Source organism: uncultured Tateyamaria sp. (assembly GCF_947503385.1).
GTDB lineage: Bacteria > Pseudomonadota > Alphaproteobacteria > Rhodobacterales > Rhodobacteraceae > Tateyamaria.
The window spans coordinates 71,814-89,600 of sequence record NZ_CANNDO010000008.1 but is presented as its reverse complement, the minus strand read 5'-3'; the positions used below and the strand labels follow the sequence as shown (position 1 = coordinate 89,600).

19 protein-coding genes are annotated in these 17,787 nt (G+C 63.2%); 12 read left to right on the top strand and 7 right to left on the bottom strand.

The genetic code is table 11. The features are described from left to right. Window positions 1–10 precede the first annotated feature (10 nt). The 5 genes from pqqB to Q1A85_RS19705 are packed head-to-tail and all read left to right on the top strand — an operon-like array spanning window position 11 to window position 3,696. Entirely contained in the window at window positions 11–898 is an 888-nt protein-coding gene (pqqB, locus tag Q1A85_RS19725) for a pyrroloquinoline quinone biosynthesis protein PqqB (protein WP_299693685.1), read from the top strand. Continuing rightward, window positions 895–1,641: a pyrroloquinoline-quinone synthase PqqC gene (pqqC, locus tag Q1A85_RS19720; protein ID WP_299693683.1), complete on the top strand. Its 747-nt coding sequence runs from the start codon at window positions 895–897 to the stop codon at window positions 1,639–1,641. Before pqqB ends, pqqC begins: the two co-directional genes overlap by 4 nt. Continuing rightward, the gene (gene pqqD, locus Q1A85_RS19715) at window positions 1,638–1,916 is read left to right on the top strand and encodes a pyrroloquinoline quinone biosynthesis peptide chaperone PqqD (RefSeq protein WP_299693681.1); all 279 of its coding nucleotides are present in this window, start codon (window positions 1,638–1,640) and stop codon (window positions 1,914–1,916) included. Before pqqC ends, pqqD begins: the two co-directional genes overlap by 4 nt. After that, entirely contained in the window at window positions 1,900–2,985 is a 1,086-nt protein-coding gene (pqqE, locus tag Q1A85_RS19710; RefSeq protein ID WP_299693678.1) for a pyrroloquinoline quinone biosynthesis protein PqqE, read from the top strand. The genes pqqD and pqqE overlap by 17 nt, the downstream gene beginning before the upstream one ends. Before the next feature lie 9 nt (window positions 2,986–2,994). Beyond that, window positions 2,995–3,696: a vWA domain-containing protein gene (locus Q1A85_RS19705; RefSeq protein WP_299693675.1), complete on the top strand. Its 702-nt coding sequence runs from the start codon at window positions 2,995–2,997 to the stop codon at window positions 3,694–3,696. Here the strand turns inward: Q1A85_RS19705 and Q1A85_RS19700 are convergent. After that, window positions 3,693–4,457, bottom strand: a complete 765-nt coding sequence (locus Q1A85_RS19700) for an ABC transporter permease (protein WP_299693672.1) — start codon at window positions 4,455–4,457, stop codon at window positions 3,693–3,695. The genes Q1A85_RS19705 and Q1A85_RS19700 overlap by 4 nt on opposite strands. A gap of 158 nt (window positions 4,458–4,615) precedes the next feature. Here Q1A85_RS19700 and Q1A85_RS19695 point away from each other — a divergent pair, with 158 nt between their 5' ends. Then, window positions 4,616–6,670: a 4Fe-4S binding protein gene (locus Q1A85_RS19695; RefSeq protein ID WP_299693862.1), complete on the top strand. Its 2,055-nt coding sequence runs from the start codon at window positions 4,616–4,618 to the stop codon at window positions 6,668–6,670. After that, window positions 6,667–7,539: an FAD:protein FMN transferase gene (locus tag Q1A85_RS19690; RefSeq protein ID WP_299693669.1), complete on the top strand. Its 873-nt coding sequence runs from the start codon at window positions 6,667–6,669 to the stop codon at window positions 7,537–7,539. The genes Q1A85_RS19695 and Q1A85_RS19690 overlap by 4 nt, the downstream gene beginning before the upstream one ends. Before the next feature lie 54 nt (window positions 7,540–7,593). Here Q1A85_RS19690 and Q1A85_RS19685 read toward each other — a convergent pair whose 3' ends face one another. From Q1A85_RS19685 to pedF, 6 genes are all read right to left on the bottom strand, one after another. Then, on the bottom strand, window positions 7,594–8,376 hold the full coding sequence (locus tag Q1A85_RS19685; protein ID WP_299693666.1) for an FAD binding domain-containing protein: 783 nt from the start codon (window positions 8,374–8,376) through the stop codon (window positions 7,594–7,596). A gap of 12 nt (window positions 8,377–8,388) precedes the next feature. Further along, window positions 8,389–10,761: a xanthine dehydrogenase family protein molybdopterin-binding subunit gene (locus Q1A85_RS19680; RefSeq protein ID WP_299693663.1), complete on the bottom strand. Its 2,373-nt coding sequence runs from the start codon at window positions 10,759–10,761 to the stop codon at window positions 8,389–8,391. A gap of 18 nt (window positions 10,762–10,779) precedes the next feature. Beyond that, window positions 10,780–11,265 carry a (2Fe-2S)-binding protein gene (locus tag Q1A85_RS19675; RefSeq protein WP_299693660.1) on the bottom strand — a complete coding sequence of 162 codons (486 nt, stop codon included), beginning with the start codon at window positions 11,263–11,265 and terminating at the stop codon, window positions 10,780–10,782. Window positions 11,266–11,304: 39 nt separating this feature from the next. After that, entirely contained in the window at window positions 11,305–11,823 is a 519-nt protein-coding gene (locus Q1A85_RS19670) for a carbon monoxide dehydrogenase subunit G (protein WP_299693657.1), read from the bottom strand. 85 nt (window positions 11,824–11,908) lie between these two features. Continuing rightward, a complete protein-coding gene (locus tag Q1A85_RS19665) occupies window positions 11,909–12,811 on the bottom strand; it encodes a transporter substrate-binding domain-containing protein (protein WP_299693654.1) in 903 nt (300 codons plus the stop codon). Window positions 12,812–12,815: 4 nt separating this feature from the next. Further along, on the bottom strand, window positions 12,816–13,514 hold the full coding sequence (pedF, locus tag Q1A85_RS19660) for a cytochrome c-550 PedF (protein ID WP_299693652.1): 699 nt from the start codon (window positions 13,512–13,514) through the stop codon (window positions 12,816–12,818). Window positions 13,515–13,730: 216 nt separating this feature from the next. Here pedF and Q1A85_RS19655 point away from each other — a divergent pair, with 216 nt between their 5' ends. The 5 genes from Q1A85_RS19655 to Q1A85_RS19635 are packed head-to-tail and all read left to right on the top strand — an operon-like array spanning window position 13,731 to window position 17,776. Beyond that, window positions 13,731–14,840, top strand: coding sequence for an ABC transporter substrate-binding protein (locus Q1A85_RS19655; protein ID WP_299693650.1), 1,110 nt, complete (start codon window positions 13,731–13,733; stop codon window positions 14,838–14,840). Next, window positions 14,837–15,799, top strand: a complete 963-nt coding sequence (locus Q1A85_RS19650; RefSeq protein WP_299693647.1) for a YVTN family beta-propeller repeat protein — start codon at window positions 14,837–14,839, stop codon at window positions 15,797–15,799. Before Q1A85_RS19655 ends, Q1A85_RS19650 begins: the two co-directional genes overlap by 4 nt. 23 nt (window positions 15,800–15,822) lie before the next feature. After that, on the top strand, window positions 15,823–16,275 hold the full coding sequence (locus Q1A85_RS19645; protein ID WP_299693645.1) for a hypothetical protein: 453 nt from the start codon (window positions 15,823–15,825) through the stop codon (window positions 16,273–16,275). Continuing rightward, window positions 16,272–16,988 (top strand): ABC transporter ATP-binding protein, encoded by a 717-nt coding sequence (locus Q1A85_RS19640; RefSeq protein ID WP_299693642.1) that lies wholly within the window; start codon window positions 16,272–16,274, stop codon window positions 16,986–16,988. The genes Q1A85_RS19645 and Q1A85_RS19640 overlap by 4 nt, the downstream gene beginning before the upstream one ends. Beyond that, complete coding sequence (locus tag Q1A85_RS19635; protein WP_299693640.1) at window positions 16,985–17,776, top strand: ABC transporter permease; 792 nt, start codon at window positions 16,985–16,987, stop codon at window positions 17,774–17,776. The genes Q1A85_RS19640 and Q1A85_RS19635 overlap by 4 nt, the downstream gene beginning before the upstream one ends. The last annotated feature ends 11 nt before the right edge of the window (window positions 17,777–17,787 follow it).

Below are 17,787 nucleotides of genomic sequence, written 5' to 3'. Positions count from 1 at the left end.
ACAGACTTACATGAGATTGATTGTTCTTGGGGCAGCCGCCGGCGGGGGGCTGCCCCAATGGAATTGTGGCTGCCGCAACTGCACGGACGCGCGCAAGGGTGTGATCCCGCGCATGACGCAATCGTCGGTCGCCGTGTCGGTGGACGGGGCTGCGTGGGCGGTGCTGAACGCCTCGCCCGACATCCGGGCGCAGGTGGATGCCTGTGCGCAGATGCACCCGCCGGGATTGCGCGGCTCGCCCATTGCGTCGGTGGTGCTGACCAACGGCGATATTGACCATATCGCGGGCCTGCTGACCTTGCGGGAAAAGACGCCGTTCGATGTCTTTGCCACGGCGGCGGGGCTGGAAATTTTGCAGAGCAATTCGGTGTTTGGGGTGCTGGACGCTGCACTGGTGGCGCAGCACCGGATCACGCTGGATGTGCCGTTTGAACCGGTGCCCGGCCTGACAGTCACCCCCTTTGCCGTGCCGGGAAAGGTGGCGCTGTTTCTCGAAGGGGAGACGCTGAACCTTGAAGAAGTGGGAGAGCAGACCGTGGGCCTGATGCTGGAGGACGGCACGACGCGGGCGGCCTATGTGCCGGGATGCGCCGCCATTCCCGACTGGTTGCTGGACCGGCTCGGTGCCGTGGACCTGCTGCTGTTTGATGGCACGGTTTGGAACAATGACGACATGCAGCGCACCGGCACGGGCGAGAAAACCGGCGCGCGCATGGGCCATGTGCCGTTGAACGGGGACCTGGGGTCGCTGGCGCGGCTGGACAATGTGGGCGGGCGCAAGCTGTTCATCCACATCAACAACACAAACCCCATCCTGCAACCGGACGCGCCCGAGCGGGCGGAGGTGCTGGCGCGCGGGTGGGAAATTGCCTTTGACGGGATGGAGATCACGCTGTGACCGATCAGCCTGACAGTGCCGAGGCCTTCGAGGCGCGGTTGCGCGCCGTTGGCGACGCGCGCTATCACGACAAGCACCCGTTTCACCACAAGCTGCACGCGGGCGATTGCACGCCGGATCAGGTGCGGGCGTGGGTGATCAACCGGTATTATTACCAGACGCGCATTCCGATGAAGGACGCCGCTTTCATGTCCCGTGTGAGCGATCCGGCCCTGCGCCGCGCGTGGCGGTCGCGGATCGAGGATCACGATGGGTCGGCCCCGGGCGAGGGCGGCATTGCCCGTTGGCTGAAACTGGCCGAGGGCGTGGGGCTGGACCCTGATTATGTCGCGTCCGAAGCGGGCATTCTGCCTGCCACACGCTTTGCCGTTGACGCCTATGTGCGGTTTGTGCGGGACGAGCCGCTGTTGCCCGCCGTGGCATCGTCGCTGACCGAACTGTTCGCACCGGCCATCCACAAGAACCGTATCGCGGGCCTGCTGGAGCATTACGAGTTCGCCAATGCCGACACGCTGTCCTATTTCCAGAACCGTCTGAACGAGGCGCCCAAAGACGTGGCCTTTGGCCTGAAATGGGTGATGGATCACGCCGTAACGCGGCCCGATCAGGACGCAGCCGTGCGCGCGCTGACTTTCAAGACCGAGGTGCTGTGGGCACAGTTGGACGCGCTGTGGTCGGCTTATGTGGAACCCGGTCGCATTCCGCCCGGCGGCTGGCAACCGGGTGAGGGGCTCGCCGCATGAGCCCTGAGGACGTGCCATTCCTGCCGCGCGGCGTGCGGACGCAGTTCGATGCGGTGCGCAAGGTGGATGTGCTGCTGGGACCCGAGCGGGTGCTGGTGCTGGATCAGGTGGGCACGGCGGTGTTGGGGCAACTGGACGGAGAGGCGAGCCTGTCGGAGATTTCGGAGGCGCTGGCGCAGGTCTATGACGCGCCGTTGGACGTGATCGCGCCGGATGTGGTGGCGTTTGTCGAAGACCTGCGGGATCGGGGGATGGTGCATGTCCGTCCGCATTGATCCCCCCATGGCGATGCTGGCCGAGCTGACGCACCGTTGTCCGCTGGCCTGCCCCTATTGCTCGAACCCGACCGAGTTGCTGGCGCGCGATGCCGAATTGAGCACCGAGGCGTGGGCGGATGTCTTTGTACAGGCGGCCAAGCTGGGCGTGTTGCAGCTGCACCTTTCGGGGGGTGAGCCTGCGTCGCGGCGTGATCTGGAGGCACTTGTGGCGGCGGCGCGGGAGGCGGGGTTATACACCAACCTTATCACCTCGGGCGTCGGGCTGAATGAACGCCGCCTGCGCGCGCTGGACGATGCGGGGCTGGACCATGTGCAGCTGTCCCTGCAAGGCGTCACGGCGGCGATGGCGGACCGCATCGGCGGTTATGACGGTGGGTTTGACCGCAAGATGCACGTGGCCGAGATCATATCCGACATCGGCTTTCCGCTGACGCTGAACGCGGTGATGCACCGCGAGAACCTCGACGACCTGCCTGCGACCATCGACATGGCGCTGCGCCTTGGTGCGCGGCGGATCGAGATTGCCTGCGTGCAGTTTCAGGGCTGGGCGCTGGTCAACCGTGCCGCGCTGCAACCCAGTCGGGCGCAGGTGGAGACGGCGAAAAAGACCGTTGCGCGGGCGGTGGAATCGCTCAGGGGGCAGTTGGTTATCGATTTCGTGCCGCCGGACTACTACTCGGATTTCCCCAAGGCGTGCATGAATGGCTGGGGGTCCACCGGACTGAACGTCACGCCGGATGGCACGGTGCTGCCCTGCCATGCCGCTGAAACCATCCCGCATCTGACCTTTGACAACGTGACCGCGCGCAAACTGGCGGATATCTGGTATGACGGGTCGGCGTTCAACGCCTATCGCGGGACGGATTGGTTGCCGGACCTGTGTCAGGGATGCGAACGGCGCGACATTGATTTTGGCGGATGCCGCTGTCAGGCGATGGCAGTGCTGGGGGACGCATCGGCGCCCGACCCGGTGTGCCGCAAATCTGCCGGTCGCGCGGCGCTGGATGCGCTTTTGACCGAAGAAGTGCGAGAGGTCGCGCCGCCGGAGTTTGTATACCGACGCTAGGAGATGGTCATGGGACGCAGGGGACACAAGGCAGCAGCGGCCGCGAGCATCGCGGCGATCCTCCTGTCCACGCCTGTGCGCGCCAGTTGTACCGAGGACGCGATGATCGTCTTTGACGGATCGGGGTCCATGGCGGAAATGGGGTTCAACCAGATTGACGAGCCGCGCATTTTCGAAGCGCGCCGCGCCGTGCGCACCGCCATGCCGCAGGTTGCCCCGTTCCGGCGCATCGGGCTGGTTGTCTATGGTCCCGGCGGGGCAGGGGGCGTGGGCGAGTGTTCGGGGATCGAACTGCGCTTTGCCCCGCGGGCGGATGCGGCGTTGGACGTGATTGCTGCCGTCGATGGGCTGGAGCCCGAAGGCCGCACCGCGCTGACCGAAGCCGTATCGCTGGCCGCCGACACGCTGGGATACCCCGACCGGCCCGGCACCGTCGTGCTGGTCACCGATGGCAAGGAGACCTGCGGCGGCCAGACCTGCGCGCTGGCGGCGGACCTGTCCGGCACGGGGCTGACCGTGCATGTGATCGGGTTCAAGGTGCGCGGCGAACACTTTGGTTGGCAGTCGGACGACGCCATGGGGTACAACGTGACGGTCAGCGTGGCCAAATGCCTCGCTGATCTGACGGGCGGGGAATATGTGAACACCGAAACGGTGGATCAACTGGTGGCGGCGATGAACCGGACGTTGGGGTGCAAGCTGCTGTTCTAGGCGCTGACCTGCCGCCACTGTGTTGCGCGGGTTTCCAGAGCGCGCAGCAGGGTGAATTCGATCAGCAGCATGAACGCCACAAAGCTGAGCGCATAGGCCAGCACGTAGCCTGTTTCAAAAAGTTGAAAGTAGAGGTGGATCTGGAAGCCGATCCCATTGGATCGGCCCAGAAATTCGACCACCAGCACGATCTTCCAGATGATGGCGAGCCCGTTGCGGGTGGAGGTCGCGATATAGGGCCAGAGTTGCGGCAGGATCACGTGGCGCAGCCGCGCTGAGGGGCGCATCCCGAACACCTGCGCCATGTCGCGCAATCGGGGGTCGAGCGCGTGGACCCCTTCGCGGATGGCCACGGCGACCATCGCGGTCTTGTTCAGCGCCACCGCGGTAATGGCGGCCACCTCGTTCAGGCCGATCCACAGGTAACACAGCACGATGACCACCAGCGCTGGCACGTTCAGCAGCACCACAAGCCACGTTGAAAACCACCGGTTGATCGTGGCGTTCAGCCCCATGATCAACCCGATGACACAGCCGATGCCCATCGCCAGCGCAAAGGCCGCCGCCACGCGCAGCAATGTCGCGAAAAAATGCAGCTGCATTTCGCCACTGGCCATTTCAGCCCGAAAAATCACCCAGACCTCTGCCGGGGTGGGCAGGACGCTGGGGTCATCGCCCAACCACGCCGCCGCCCACCACAGGGCCAGCAGGCCAAGCAGCGACAGAGCCACCGCCGTAAAGTCGAAACGCGTGTCGGTCATGTCCCGAACCTGTCACATTTGTGATCGCGTCCAAAGCGTTGTTGGCCGCCGGTCATACCTTAGTCGCATAGGGGCGCGGGGCGCAGCGGAATAGGCTGGGCCAGATGTGGTTGATCAATTCCATAAGGGCTGTGCTGCTGGCATCCATACTGTGGTGTATGGGTGTCGTTTCGGCAGTGGCCGAACCGCTCCAGCGCGAGGTGCTGGCACCCTATATCGTGCCGCCCATGTCGCTGGGCGAGCCGATCAATGACAAGGGAGTCTGGCAACTGCTGAACTCCGGCGGGGCCGAGGCGGGATACGTGTTCGAGACCGAGCCGATGGCGCCGCTGCCCGGCTTTTCCGGTGCGTCGATCAACATGCTGGTGGTGCTCGATCTGGAGGGTCGGTTTCTGGATGTGCAGTTGATCTCGCATAACGAGCCGATCTTTGTCTCGGGCCTGCCGGAGAAGCTGTTTTACGACTTTTTCAAGCAATACCGGGGCCATTCCATTTCGGATTCGCTGGTGGTTGGCTCGCCCTATGGCGCGGGCAGCGAAGGCTCGGCGCTGGTTTACCTCGACGGGGTGACCAAGGGCACCGCGTCGGTGCGCATCGCCCATGAAAGCATTCTGGCCGCCGCCTTGCAGGTCGCGCGCGAAAAGATGGGCGGCATATCGTCCGGCCCGCCCGCCTATCCCAACACGGGCTATGACGAGGACCTGACATGGGACGATCTGGTCGCGCAGGGTATCGTGACCCGCAAGATCGTGACCAACGCCGAGATGGACGCGCATTTTGACGGCACCTTGTGGGAGGATGACGACCCGGAGGCCAAGGACGATCCCGATGGCACCTTCCTTGACCTGTGGGTGGTGGATATCGGCGCGCCGTCCGTGGCCCGCGCGGTGCTCAGCAAGAGCGGGTTCGAAGAGTTACGGGACTTTATGGAGATTGCGGACACGGACGAACCCGTGCTGCTGATCGAGACGGCGCGGCACGGGCTGGTGACCGAAGAATTTGTGCGCAACACCGCACCCGATCTGATCAGCGCGGAACAGGGCGGCTTTCCCATCGCGTTCCGCGACAGTGATATCTACGTGGAACTGAACGATGCGCTGCCCAATGATCTGCACAACGCGGTTTACGATGGTGCCGCTCTGATCTTGCGGACGGACCGGCGGCTTGGCTTTGATCCAACGGCGGAATGGACGCTCAAGGTCAAGGCGCTGCGCGAACACGGATCCTTCCAGCCCGAAATCGGATCGGTGACGCTGGACGTGCCCCATGTCACGCCAGAGCGGTTCTATTCCCGGCCCGAGATCATCAAGCCCGCGCCGCCTTGGGTCGATGCGCTGCGCAACCGGGCGACGGATCTGATCGTGCTTGGGGGGTTTCTGGCGGGCTTGGTTGTGCTGCTGTTGTTCGGGATGAACCGGCTGGCGGGGCATCCGTTGTTCACGCCGCTGCGGCTGGGCATTCTGGCCTTTGTCACGGTGTTCATCGGCTGGTGGGGGCAGGGGCAATTGTCGATTGCCACGCCGCTGGCGGTGGCGCGCGCAGCGCTTGAGGGCGGCAGCTATGCCTTCCTGCTCTATGATCCGTTTTCGCTGGTGGTCTGGGGTGTGTCGATCCTCGGGTTTGTGCTGTGGGGGCGGGGGCTGTTTTGCGGCTGGCTGTGTCCGTTTGGGGCCTTGCAGGAGTTCGCGCACCATCTGGGCCGCCTTTTACACCTGCCGCAGATCGAGCCCAATGCGTTCTGGGATGCGCGGTTGAAGGGGCTGAAATATGTCGTGTTGGCCGGGCTTGTGGCGTTGTTGTTCACGGTGCCTGCCGCGTTGGACAAGGCGATCGAAGTGGAGCCGTTCAAGACGGCGATCACCACGTTCTTTGTCCGCGAGTGGTATTATGTGGCCTATGCGGTGGGTCTGCTGCTGGTGTCGATGGTGCTGTTCAAGGGATTCTGCCGCTACCTGTGCCCGCTGGGCGCCGTCATGGCGATTGGCGGGCTGGTGCGGGGCCGCGACTGGATTGCGCGACGGGCCGAATGCGGGTCGCCCTGCCAACTGTGCAAGGTCAAATGCAGCTATGGCGCGATCAAGAAAACGGGTGAGATTCAGTATTCCGAATGTTTCCAGTGCCTCGACTGCGTGACAATCCACGATGACAAGGCGCAGTGCGTGCCGCTGATCCTTGCCGCGAAGGGGCGCAAATTACAGGTGGCTGCGGAATGACAGTGACGCGCCGACGTTTTCTTGCCATTGCGGCAAGTTTTGCCGCAACCCCGGCGGTCGCGCAGCGCCACGCCTGGACCGGGCGCGCCTTTGGGGCGGAGGTGTCGATTGACCTCGACGGGCCTGCCGATGCGGCACGCCCGGCACTGGCTGCGGCGCAGACGTTGATTGCAGAGGTCGAGGCGATGTTTTCCCTGTACGACCCGGCGTCCGATCTGTCGCGGTTGAACGCGCAAGGCACACACACGGTCCCGGTGCGGTTCGAGGCGCTGATGCGGATCGCGGCGCGCGCACACGACCTGACGGAGGGGCTGTTCGATCCAACGGTCCAGCCGCTTTGGCGTGCTGTGGCCGAGGGCGCGGATGTGGATGCAGCGCGCAAGCGTGTCGGATGGGACCGGGTGGAAATGCGTGGCAACCGCGTGCGTCTGGGGGCCGGTCAGGCGCTGACCTTCAACGGGATTGCGCAGGGTTTTGCCACGGATTTGGTCGCGGACATGCTGCGCGCCCACGGGTTCGAACGCACATTGGTCAATATCGGAGAGCATCGCGGGGCAGGCGGGCCATGGCGACTGGGTCTGGAGGATCCGGTGCATGGCCTGCTGGGGACGCGGACAATTGGTGACATGGCCATTGCCACATCCAGTCCCATGGCAACGCCGATCGGGGCGCAGGGCCATATCGTACACGCCGCCGAACACCCGCGCTGGTCCACCGTGTCGGTCGAGGCAGAGACGGCGGCGATGGCCGATGCGCTGTCGACCGGGCTGGTTCTTGCAGACCTCGATCTGGTGGCGCGGGTACGCAGGGCCAAAGGGGTCCACCGGATCACCTTGGTTGATCCGGGCGGGGACCTGACCACAGTGTAAACGGCAAAAGGGCGGGGAATTCCCCGCCCTTTGTCATTGGCTGTGGCGCTTGTGTCAGCTGGCGGCGGACACCGCGCGGCCCGTCATCACCTTGACCAAATGCGCGCGATACGCGGCAGAGCCGTGCAGGTCCGCGATCAGGTTGTCGGCGGATACGCTCAGCCCGTCGATGGCACCGGCGGAGAAATCCGCGCTCAGCGCCGCTTCGGCCTCGGCCCAGCGGTGGACCCCCTCGTTCGACGCGCCTGTCACTGCGACACGCACGCCGTCCGCAAACTTGGCCACAAACACCCCAACGAGCGCAAAGCGCGACGCGGGCTGCACGAACTTCTCGTAATGCGCGGCCTGCGGGATCGGAAAGCGGACGGCGGTGATGATCTCACCTTCGTCCAGAGCCGTTTCGAACATGCCCTGAAAATAGTCGTCCGCCGCGATCTCGCGCGTGTTCGTCACGATGGTTGCGCCTGACGCCAGTGCCGCCGCCGGATAGCAGGCTGCGGGGTCGTTATTGGCCAGCGACCCGCCGATGGTGCCGCGGTTGCGCACTGCCGGGTCCCCGATATGTGCGGCCAGCGCCGACAGCGCCGGATAGCTGCCGTCAGCGGCGACCGCCGCGTGGGTTGTGGCCCCACCGATGCGCAGGCTGTCACCATCGCGGGTGATGCCCTGCATCTCGGCCACGCCCCTGAGCGAGACCAGAGTGGACGGGCTGGCAAGGCGCTGTTTCAGCGTGGGGATCAGCGTCTGACCCCCACCCAAAGCCTGCGCCTCGTCGGCGCCCATGGCAGCGGCGGCTTCGGCAATTGTGCCCGGTTTTTCAACGTCGAAATTATACATCTGAAGCCTCCCTTACTTGGCGTTCTGCATGGCGTCCCACACCCGCGCGGGCGTGACAGGCATGTCGATATGGGTGACATTCCGGCCCCCCGATTGCAGCGCGTCGATCACCGCGTTCACAACTGTCGGAGGTGAGCCAATTGCCCCCGCCTCGCCGCAGCCTTTGACCCCAAGCGGGTTGTGGGTGCAGAGCGTGCCTTGGCTGTGGTCCACCGCAAACATCGGCATGTCGTCAGCGCGGGGCATGGTATAATCCATGTAGGACGCGCTGAGCAGTTGGCCGTTTTCGTCATAGGACGTGTTTTCGACCAGTGCCTGCCCGATACCTTGGGCCAGACCACCATGGACCTGACCGGTCACGATCATCGGGTTGATCACGTTGCCAAAATCGTCCACCGCCGTCATCCGGTCCACCCGCACCTTGCCGGTGTCCGGGTCCACCTCGACCTCGCAGGCATAGGCGCCCGAAGGGTAGGTAAAGTTCGCCGGATCGTAGAACGCCGTTTCCTCCAGCCCCGGTTCGATATCTTCGAGCGGGTATTCGTGCGGGATGTAGGCCTTGAGCGCAACCTCGCCGAAGGTCACGGATTTGTCCGTCCCATCGACCGAGAACACACCGTCCGACAGGGTGATGTCATGTTCGGACGCTTCCAGCATGTGGCCTGCGATCTTCTTGGCCTTGTTGATAATCTTTTCGGTCGCGCGCACCACTGCTGATCCGCAGACCGCGAGGCTGCGCGAGCCATAGGTGCCCATGCCAAATGGGATCTTGGAGGTATCACCGTGCACGATGTCGATGACGGCGGGATCAATGCCCAGCATTTCGGCCACCACTTGGGGAAAGGCCGTCTCGTGACCCTGACCGTGACTGTGCGCACCGACCATAACGCTGAGGTTGCCAGTGGCATTCACACGCACCGTCGCCGCATCATAGAGACCCACGCGGGACCCCAGCACACCGACAAGGTTTGACGGCGCAATACCACACGCCTCGATATAGGCGTTTACGCCAAAGCCGCGCAGCAGGCCCTTGGCCTCCGACGCTTGGCGCCGGGCCTCGAAACCGGCCACGTCCGCGACCTCTTCCATCTTGTCCATGAGCGCGTCGTAATTGCCCGCGTCATATTCCAGACCCGCCGCCGAGGCGTAGGGGTACTGATCCGGCTTGATGAAGTTCTTGCGGCGCAGTTCAATCGGGTCCATGCCCAGTTCGCGTGCGGCCTTGTCGATCACACGTTCCAGCGAATAGGTCGCCTCGGGCCGACCCGCGCCGCGATAGGCGTCCACGGGGGCGGTGTTGGTGAACACCGCCTTTACGTTCACGTAGACCAGCGGAACGGTATAGTTCCCGGCCATCAGCGTCCCATGCAGGAATGTCGGCGTCGCGGTCGAGAAGTTCGACAGATAGGCGCCCACATTCGCCTTGGTGTCGGTACGGAAGGCGAGGAAATTCCCCTCGGCATCCAGCGCCAGTTCAATTTTGGTCACGTGGTCGCGGCCATGGGCGTCGGTCAGGAAGGATTCCGTCCGGTCCGCCGTCCATTTCACCGGGCGGCCCAGTTTCTTGGCCGCCGCCAGCACCAGCGCCTCTTCGCCGTAGTGGTAGATCTTGGAGCCAAAGCCGCCGCCCACATCCGGTGCAATCACGGTCAGCATGTTTTCCGGGATGCCCAGCACAAAGGCCGAGATCAGCAGCCGCGTCAGGTGCGGGTTCTGCGACGTGGTGTGCAGGGTGTATTCACCGGTGCTGGCCTTGTAGCTGCCGATCGAGGCGCGCGGTTCCATCGCGTTGGGCACCAGACGGTTGTTCACCAGTTCCAGCGTGGTGACGTGATGCGCGTTCTTGATCGCGTTGTCTGTCGCCTCGCGGTTGTCCTCGATCCAGCCCCAGTCAAAGCACTGGTTCGTCTCGATCTCGTCATGGACGAAATTGGACCCCGACAGGGCATCATTCATGTCCACAACAGCGGGCAGTTCGTCGATATCCGCCTCAATGGCTTCGACCGCGTCGCGGGCCTGTTCAATCGTTTCCGCGATGACGGCGGCATAGGCGTCGCCCACATGGCGCACCTTGCCGTGCGCCAGCACGGGACGTTTGGGTTCCTTCATCGGTTCGCCATCGCGCGAGTTGATCAGCCAGCCAGCGGGGTTGCCGCCGACCTCGACGAAGTCCTCGCCGGTGAACACCGCCAGCACGCCGGGCATCGCCTCGGCGGCGGACGTGTCGATGGATTTGATCGTGCCATGCGCCACGGTCGAGCGGGCAAAGACCGCGTAGGTCTGTTTCGCCAACACGATGTCATCGGTATATTCGCCGGTTCCGGTGAGGAAGCGAACGTCTTCGCGGCGCACGGTCGAGGCGCCTATCCCTGTGTCTTTGGGCATTGTCTGATGCTCCTCTTCTTATTCGGCGGCCATGGCAGGCACGTCCTGCCCGGACGCAGCCATGATGGCCTTGACGATGTTGTGATACCCGGTGCAGCGGCAGATGTTGCCTTCGAGGTAGTCACGCACCTCCTGCTCGCTGGGTTTCGGGTTGTCCTTGAGCAGCGCCGCAGCCGACATCACCATGCCGGGGGTGCAGAACCCGCATTGCAGGCCGTGATGGTCCTGAAACGCCTGCTGGATCACGTTGAGCGAACCGTCAGCATTGGCCTGCCCTTCGATCGTATTGACCTCTGCGCCGTCGGCTTCGGCGGCGAGCATGGTGCAGGCTTTGACCGCGGCACCGTCTACATGCACCACGCAAGCGCCGCATTGCGATGTGTCGCAGCCCACATGAGTGCCTGTCAGGCCTTGATCCTCACGCAGAAAGGACGACAACAATGTGCGCCCTTCCACGTCCCCGGAGACGGCCTTGCCGTTCACCGTCATGGTTACCTTTGTCATGCGTTCCTCCCTTGGAATGTCGTTTTCTGTTCTGCGCGCTCAGGTCACGAGGCGCTTGAGCCAGCCCTTTTTGGGGGTCTCGTTGGACGTCTCCGGCTCTTGCTCCGCGTCAGGCGCAGGCGCGCCCACATGGTCCTGAAAGTTGTTAAAGAACTGGTCCGCCATTTTCTTGGCGAACCCGTCGATGATGCGGCTGCCCAGCTGTGCCAGCTTGCCGCCCACCTTGGCCTCCACGTCATAGTGCAGCACGGTCTGCGCGCCTTGTTCCTCAAGGCGCACCTGCGCGCCGCCTTTCGCGAAACCAGCCGCGCCGCCCTTGCCCTCGCCCGAGATTGTGACGCTTTGCGGCGGCTGCATGTCGGACAGGCTGACCGCCCCTTTGAAGGTCGCCTTTACCGGGCCGACCTTTTGCACAACCGTGGCGGTAAAGCCGTCTTCGGGCGTGCCGTCCATCTCCTGACAACCGGGCACGCACGCCTTGAGCACATCAGGGTCAAGGATCGCGGCCCAGACGGTTGCGCGGTCGGCGTTGATGACACGTGAGTCGCTGAGATTCATGGAATGCCCCCTTTGCTTGGCCGAAAGCCTATGGGGCCATGGGGCAGGGCACCATTCGACCAAGTGTGTACGACCAAAGTCGGCCTTATCTTTCCGGCGTTTGGTGGGTCAGTCTGTATTTCTCGTAGATCGCCGGAATCCGCCCGTCCTGAAGCGCGTAATTGATCGCGTCATCGACGAAATAGGACAGGGGCCGATAGCGGAAATTCACCGCCACACCGAGGGTCCATTCGCTCACCGCAAATCCGGCGAGCGGCGGTTGATGGACAGCTGTCCGGTCGGTCAGCCCGTGTTCCAGCGCGCCCAAAGGACCCATCACCGCCATCACCTCGCCCGCGTTCAGCGCCGCCATGGCGTCTACGGTGGTGGGAAAACGGCGGATGTTCTTCTGTAATTGCCCACCGACAAAGCCCGACAGGTAAAAGTCAGAGATCGAGTCATTCTCGACCCCCACCGTGTCGAACCGGAAATAGGCGGGCACAGGTTTTTCGTCCGGATAGGACGCCTTGTCATAGGCAATCGCGATACTTTCGCCCGCGTATTGGCCCGTGAACACGACCTGTTCCACCCGGCATTTGAACGCGCTGTCATAGGGGATGCGCATCATCACGTTGGCAATGCGTCCGCCAATCAGCGCGCCGCGCCAGATGTTGTTGCGCAAGTCCGCATCAAGGTTTTCACCCGCTGCGACAAAGTTAAACCGCGCCTCGACGCCGATGTCTTCGGCAATGATGCGCGCAATCTCGATGTCGACGCCGCGGGCCTCTCCGTTCTCTTCCCACGAATAGGGCGGATAATCCTCGTAGACGGCAAAGAGCATGTGGCCCTGGTCCTGGATCTGGTCCAGTTCCTGCCCGACAATGTCACGCCCCACATTCTGGGGTTTGGCCTGCGGGACGTGGTCGGCACAGGGATCAGCAGCGTGGGCCTGTCCGCTCAGGGACAGACCCGCCACCACCAGGGAGAAGAACGTGGTACGGAATGTCATGCCGTCAGTTTGCGGCAGACAGTCCGATGGTCAAGGCTTCGGAAGCGGACTTGTAGGCATCCGGTGTTCCGTCGATCAGGTTTGCCGCGCGAAAGGCGACACTGTCGGCAACAGGTGCGCCTGACAGGGTCGGGATTTCACCCGCAATCTCGTTCAACCGCCCCTTGAGCGCATCAGCGTCTGCGCCGCTGGCATCCGTGGCATAGCCCGCAAGTTCGTCGCGGAGTGTCTTGAGCTCTTCGGCGATCTCTTCCATCGCGACGTCATCCGGGCGCGCCTCGATGTAGGTGCGGATGGCCCATGCGGCCTCTTGGCCCAGCAATTCGCCAAAGGCGGGCATCTTGGTGGTGCCGTTCTGAGTGTAACCGGTGCGGAACCGCTCCACATACCATTCGTCGCCGTATTCCTCGGCCTCAAGGAACCGCAGGTCGGGGGCGAGACCGCCCGACACGACCTCAAGCCCGTGGCACCGTGCGCAGTTCTGGTTATAGCCAGAGGCGCCAATTTCGATGGCGCGCATCCACGTCTCTTCGCCCACCTTGTCGGCGCGATAGGGGTTTTCGGTCAACCAGTCGCCTTCGATGGCGGGCAGGCCGGTGGTGTCCACCGCCTGCGGGGCGACATCCCCGTGGGCAACAGCGAATGTGGCGGCCACGGTCAGCGCGCCGGCGATCAGAAGTCTCTTGTTCGTAGTGCTGGGCATCACATGCCTCCCTGACATGAGCGTTCGTGTTGGTCCTGTCCTACGCCACGGGAAAGGGTGGTGGTATTGGACTTTGGTTGCGATTCAGGGGGAGTAGTACCAAGGTCCTATTACGGGCGATCAGACCGGCACGTTAGCGTTGCAGACATGGGAAATTCCAGCTTCAGACATCTCGTTTTGGCGGCGTGCGCCAGTCTTGCGCTGGCCGCACCCGCCATGGCGGAGACGGTGTTGCGCATTGGATATCTGCGGGTGGCCCAGCCCCTGCCGCCCACGCTGTCGAACCTCGATCCCATCCCGGACAAAAACGGTCTCGCAGGTGCGGAAACGGGGCTGGCGGACAACCTGACCACGGGCAAGTTTCTGGGACAGACCTATGAGATGACGCGCGTCGACGTGGCCGAAGGGGACGACCCGCTGGCTGCGGCGCGCGACCTTCTGGCGGCCTCACCCTACCTCGTGCTTGATGCCGCCGCATCCGATCTGCTGGCCATTGCGGATTTGCCCGAGGCAGCGGGTGCGATGCTGTTCAACACATCCGCGGGTGATCTGGACCTGCGTGATACGGCCTGCCGGGCCAACCTGTTTCACACGCTCGCGTCAGACGCGATGCGCACGGATGCGCTGGCGCAGGTGCTGGTCAAGCGGCGCTGGGACGATCTGGTGATGATCACCGGCACACATCCCGCCGATATCAGCTATGCGCAGGCGATGCGCCGATCCCTGACCAAGTTCGGCCTGTCGCTTGAGGCGGAAAAGGAATGGGCGTTTGACGCCGATATGCGCCGCACCGCCAGTCAGGAGGTGCCGCTGTTCACCCAAGACTTTGGCGACTACGACGCACTGATCATTGCCGATGAGGTGCATGATTTCGGGCGTTATGTGCTATATAACACGTGGGAAGCACGACCCGTGGTGGGGTCCGAAGGGTTAACCGCCGTGGGCTGGTCCCCGGTGATCGAACAATGGGGGGCAGCGCAGTTACAATCCCGGTTCGAGGAACAGCACCAGCGCGAAATGACGGCGCAGGACTATGCCGCGTGGGCCGCCCTGCGCACATTGGGCGAGGCGCTGACGCGGACAAATGCCACCGACCCCGAGACGCTGCGCGCCTATATCCTGTCCGACGCGTTTGAACTGGCCGGTTTCAAGGGGCGTCCGCTGACCTATCGCGACTGGAACGGGCAGTTGCGCCAGCCCATTGCCGTGGCGCACCCCCGTGCGCTGGTGGCGCAGGCCCCGCTGGATGGGTTCCTGCACCAGATCAATGAACTAGACAGCCTGGGGCTCGACCGTCCCGAAAGCAAATGCGAGGCGTTCCAATGATCCGACTGACTGCACTGCTGACGCTCCTGTCCACCACCGCGATGGCGGGTGAGATTTGGGTGACGAATGAAAAGGACGATACCATTTCGGTCATCTCCACCGAGACACTGGAGGTGGTGCGCACCTATGAAACGGGCGAACGCCCGCGCGGCATCATCTTTTCCAAGGATTACAGCCGGGTCTATATCTGCGCCTCCGACAGCAACGCGGTGCAGGTGATGGACCCCAATTCGGGCGAGATCCTGCATGAATTGCCCTCGGGCGATGACCCGGAACAGTTCGTGCTGCACCCCAATGACCGCCACCTTTACATCGCGAATGAGGACGACGCGATCACCACCGTGGTGGACACCGAAACCCGCAAGGTTATCGCCCAGATCGACGTGGGCGTGGAACCCGAAGGGATGGCCGTCAGCCCCGATGGCAGAATCGCGATTACCACGTCCGAGACCACCAACATGGCCCACTGGATTGACACCGAAACGCAGGAACTGTTTGCCAACACGCTTGTCGACAGCCGCCCGCGCCACGCCGAATTCGTCAAAGACGGGACCGAGATGTGGGTGAGTTCAGAGATTGGCGGCACGCTCACCGTTTTTGACGTGGCCACCCAAGGCGAAAAGGCCAAGATCGAGTTTGAAGTGCAGGGCGTACACCCCGACCGGGTGCAGCCCGTTGGGTTCGAATTTACGGCTGGGGACACGCACGCCTATGTGGCGCTTGGCCCCTCGAACCACGTGGCTGTTGTCAATGCCGACACCTATGAGGTGGAGGATTACATCCTTGTCGGGCGTCGCGTCTGGCACATGGATTTTAACGCGGACCGGTCGCTGCTGTTCACCACCAATGGTGTTTCCGGCGACGTCACGGTGATCGACGTGGCCAAACGCACGGCGATCAAGTCGATCAAGGTGGGCCGCTTTCCCTGGGGGGCCGCGTTCCGGCCCACCGGATCCTAATCCAGATTTTCAGGAGGACACAGATGAAGACCCTCGCCCTGATCGCCGCGCTGGCGCTTACCATGCCCAGCACCGCATTTGCCGACAACGATGATGACGGCCCCAGCTACGGCGCCGCAGGCCTGTTGGGCGGCAAGAACAAGAAAGTCCTGCCCCCCATCATCCTGTCCGCAGGTGAACCCATCGCGCCCGACGGCCCGTGGGTGCTGCAATCGGGCACCTATTACGAGTTCGAAATTCAGGGCGATGGCAGTCAGGAACTGGCGCTGGTGGGACCTGAGTTTTTTCGTGCGATCTGGATCGACGAGATCGTGGTGGAAGGGCTTGAGATCCGCCCCCTTGGTCTTGACAGTATCGAGTTCGACGAGGCGGGCGAGATGGAGATTGGTTTCGTCGCGATCAAACCCGGTGCATATTACATCAAGATCCCCGGCACGACCGGCGAAACGCAACGGTTGGACATCACCATCAAATGACCGGACTTGAGGCGCAGGGCCTCAGCTATGCTTACGGACCAAAGCAGGCGCTGGACGATGTGTCGTTCAGCGTTGCCGCAGGCACGTTCTGTGCGCTGCTGGGTCCAAACGGCGCGGGCAAATCGACCCTGTTCAATTTGCTGACCCGGCTGTTTGTGGCGCCCTCGGGCACGATCCGCATCGCCGGTCACGACCTGCGCGCTGCACCGCGTGCAGCCTTGGCCGAACTGGGGATCGTGTTTCAGCAGACCACGCTGGACCTGGATCTGACGGTGCTGCAGAACCTCAGCTACTTTGCGGCGCTGCACGGGCTGTCGGGTCGCACCGCGCGCAGCCGCATTGATGCGGCCCTTGAACAACTCGACATGCGCGAGCGGGCAGGGGAGAAAGCGCGCAGCCTCAATGGCGGCCACCGTCGCCGGACCGAGATTGCCCGCGCATTGCTGCATGACCCGAGCGTCCTGCTGCTGGATGAGCCAACCGTGGGTCTGGATGCTGCGGCGCGCGCGTCGATCACAGACTATGCCCATGGGCTGGCGGGGCAGGGCAAGACGATCCTCTGGGCGACGCATCTGACGGACGAGGTACAGCCCGACGATGCCCTGATCATCCTGCACCGCGCGCGGATACTGGCCACTGGCACGGCGCGTGACATTGCGGGCGATACGACTTTGCAGGATCGGTTCCTGACGCTGACCGGAGCGGCGGCATGACCGCCTATCTCACCTCCCTGCACGCGATTGTGACGCGCGAGGCCCTGCGGTTCATCCACCAGCGCGAGCGGTTTGTGGCGGCCCTTGTGCGGCCCTTGGTCTGGCTGTTGGTGTTTGCCGCCGGGTTCCGCGCGGCCCTCGGCCTCAGCATCATTCCGCCCTACCAGACCTATATCACCTACGAGACCTATATCGTGCCCGGCCTCTGCGGCATGATCCTGCTGTTCAACGGGATGCAGTCGTCTCTGAGCCTTGTTTACGACCGCGAAATGGGGTCGATGAAGCTGTTGCTGACCTCACCCTTGCCGCGTGGATGGTTGCTGTTTTGCAAGCTGTTGGGGTCCACCGCGATCTCGATCCTGCAAGTCTATGCGTTTCTGGCAATTGCCGCACTTTTTGGCATCACAATGCCGGGCTGGGGATACGTCACTGTGCTACCCGCGCTGGTCGTGGCGGGGCTGATGCTTGGGGCTCTGGGGCTGGTCCTGTCGAGTTTTATCAAGCAGTTGGAGAATTTTGCGGGGGTGATGAACTTTGTCATCTTTCCGATGTTCTTTCTGTCTTCCGCACTCTACCCGCTGTGGAAAATGGCCGAAAGCTCGGAACTGCTGCACGACATTTGCGCGCTCAACCCGTTTACCCACGCGGTCGAGCTGATCCGCTTTGCGCTTTATGTCGAATGGAGCGGAATGGCGCTGCTTTGGACGGTGCTGGCGGCGGGCCTCTTCGCTGCTGCCGCGCTCATCGGCTATGACCCGGCGCGCACGCGGATCGGGCGGCGTGGCTGAGGCTTCGACGG

Excerpts from the sequence above, each read along its gene's own strand:
- pqqB (WP_299693685.1), top strand. The coding sequence starts at position 11 with ATGAGATTGATTGTTCTTGGGGCAGCCGCCGGCGGGGGGCTGCCCCAA.
- pqqD (WP_299693681.1), top strand. The coding sequence starts at position 1,638 with ATGAGCCCTGAGGACGTGCCATTCCTGCCGCGCGGCGTGCGGACGCAG.
- pqqE (WP_299693678.1), top strand. The coding sequence starts at position 1,900 with ATGTCCGTCCGCATTGATCCCCCCATGGCGATGCTGGCCGAGCTGACG.
- Q1A85_RS19705 (WP_299693675.1), top strand. The coding sequence starts at position 2,995 with ATGGGACGCAGGGGACACAAGGCAGCAGCGGCCGCGAGCATCGCGGCG.
- Q1A85_RS19700 (WP_299693672.1), bottom strand. The coding sequence starts at position 4,457 with ATGACCGACACGCGTTTCGACTTTACGGCGGTGGCTCTGTCGCTGCTT.
- Q1A85_RS19695 (WP_299693862.1), top strand. The coding sequence starts at position 4,616 with ATGGGTGTCGTTTCGGCAGTGGCCGAACCGCTCCAGCGCGAGGTGCTG.
- Q1A85_RS19690 (WP_299693669.1), top strand. The coding sequence starts at position 6,667 with ATGACAGTGACGCGCCGACGTTTTCTTGCCATTGCGGCAAGTTTTGCC.
- Q1A85_RS19685 (WP_299693666.1), bottom strand. The coding sequence starts at position 8,376 with ATGTATAATTTCGACGTTGAAAAACCGGGCACAATTGCCGAAGCCGCC.
- Q1A85_RS19680 (WP_299693663.1), bottom strand. The coding sequence starts at position 10,761 with ATGCCCAAAGACACAGGGATAGGCGCCTCGACCGTGCGCCGCGAAGAC.
- Q1A85_RS19675 (WP_299693660.1), bottom strand. The coding sequence starts at position 11,265 with ATGACAAAGGTAACCATGACGGTGAACGGCAAGGCCGTCTCCGGGGAC.
- Q1A85_RS19670 (WP_299693657.1), bottom strand. The coding sequence starts at position 11,823 with ATGAATCTCAGCGACTCACGTGTCATCAACGCCGACCGCGCAACCGTC.
- Q1A85_RS19665 (WP_299693654.1), bottom strand. The coding sequence starts at position 12,811 with ATGACATTCCGTACCACGTTCTTCTCCCTGGTGGTGGCGGGTCTGTCC.
- pedF (WP_299693652.1), bottom strand. The coding sequence starts at position 13,514 with ATGCCCAGCACTACGAACAAGAGACTTCTGATCGCCGGCGCGCTGACC.
- Q1A85_RS19655 (WP_299693650.1), top strand. The coding sequence starts at position 13,731 with ATGGCGGAGACGGTGTTGCGCATTGGATATCTGCGGGTGGCCCAGCCC.
- Q1A85_RS19650 (WP_299693647.1), top strand. The coding sequence starts at position 14,837 with ATGATCCGACTGACTGCACTGCTGACGCTCCTGTCCACCACCGCGATG.
- Q1A85_RS19645 (WP_299693645.1), top strand. The coding sequence starts at position 15,823 with ATGAAGACCCTCGCCCTGATCGCCGCGCTGGCGCTTACCATGCCCAGC.
- Q1A85_RS19640 (WP_299693642.1), top strand. The coding sequence starts at position 16,272 with ATGACCGGACTTGAGGCGCAGGGCCTCAGCTATGCTTACGGACCAAAG.
- Q1A85_RS19635 (WP_299693640.1), top strand. The coding sequence starts at position 16,985 with ATGACCGCCTATCTCACCTCCCTGCACGCGATTGTGACGCGCGAGGCC.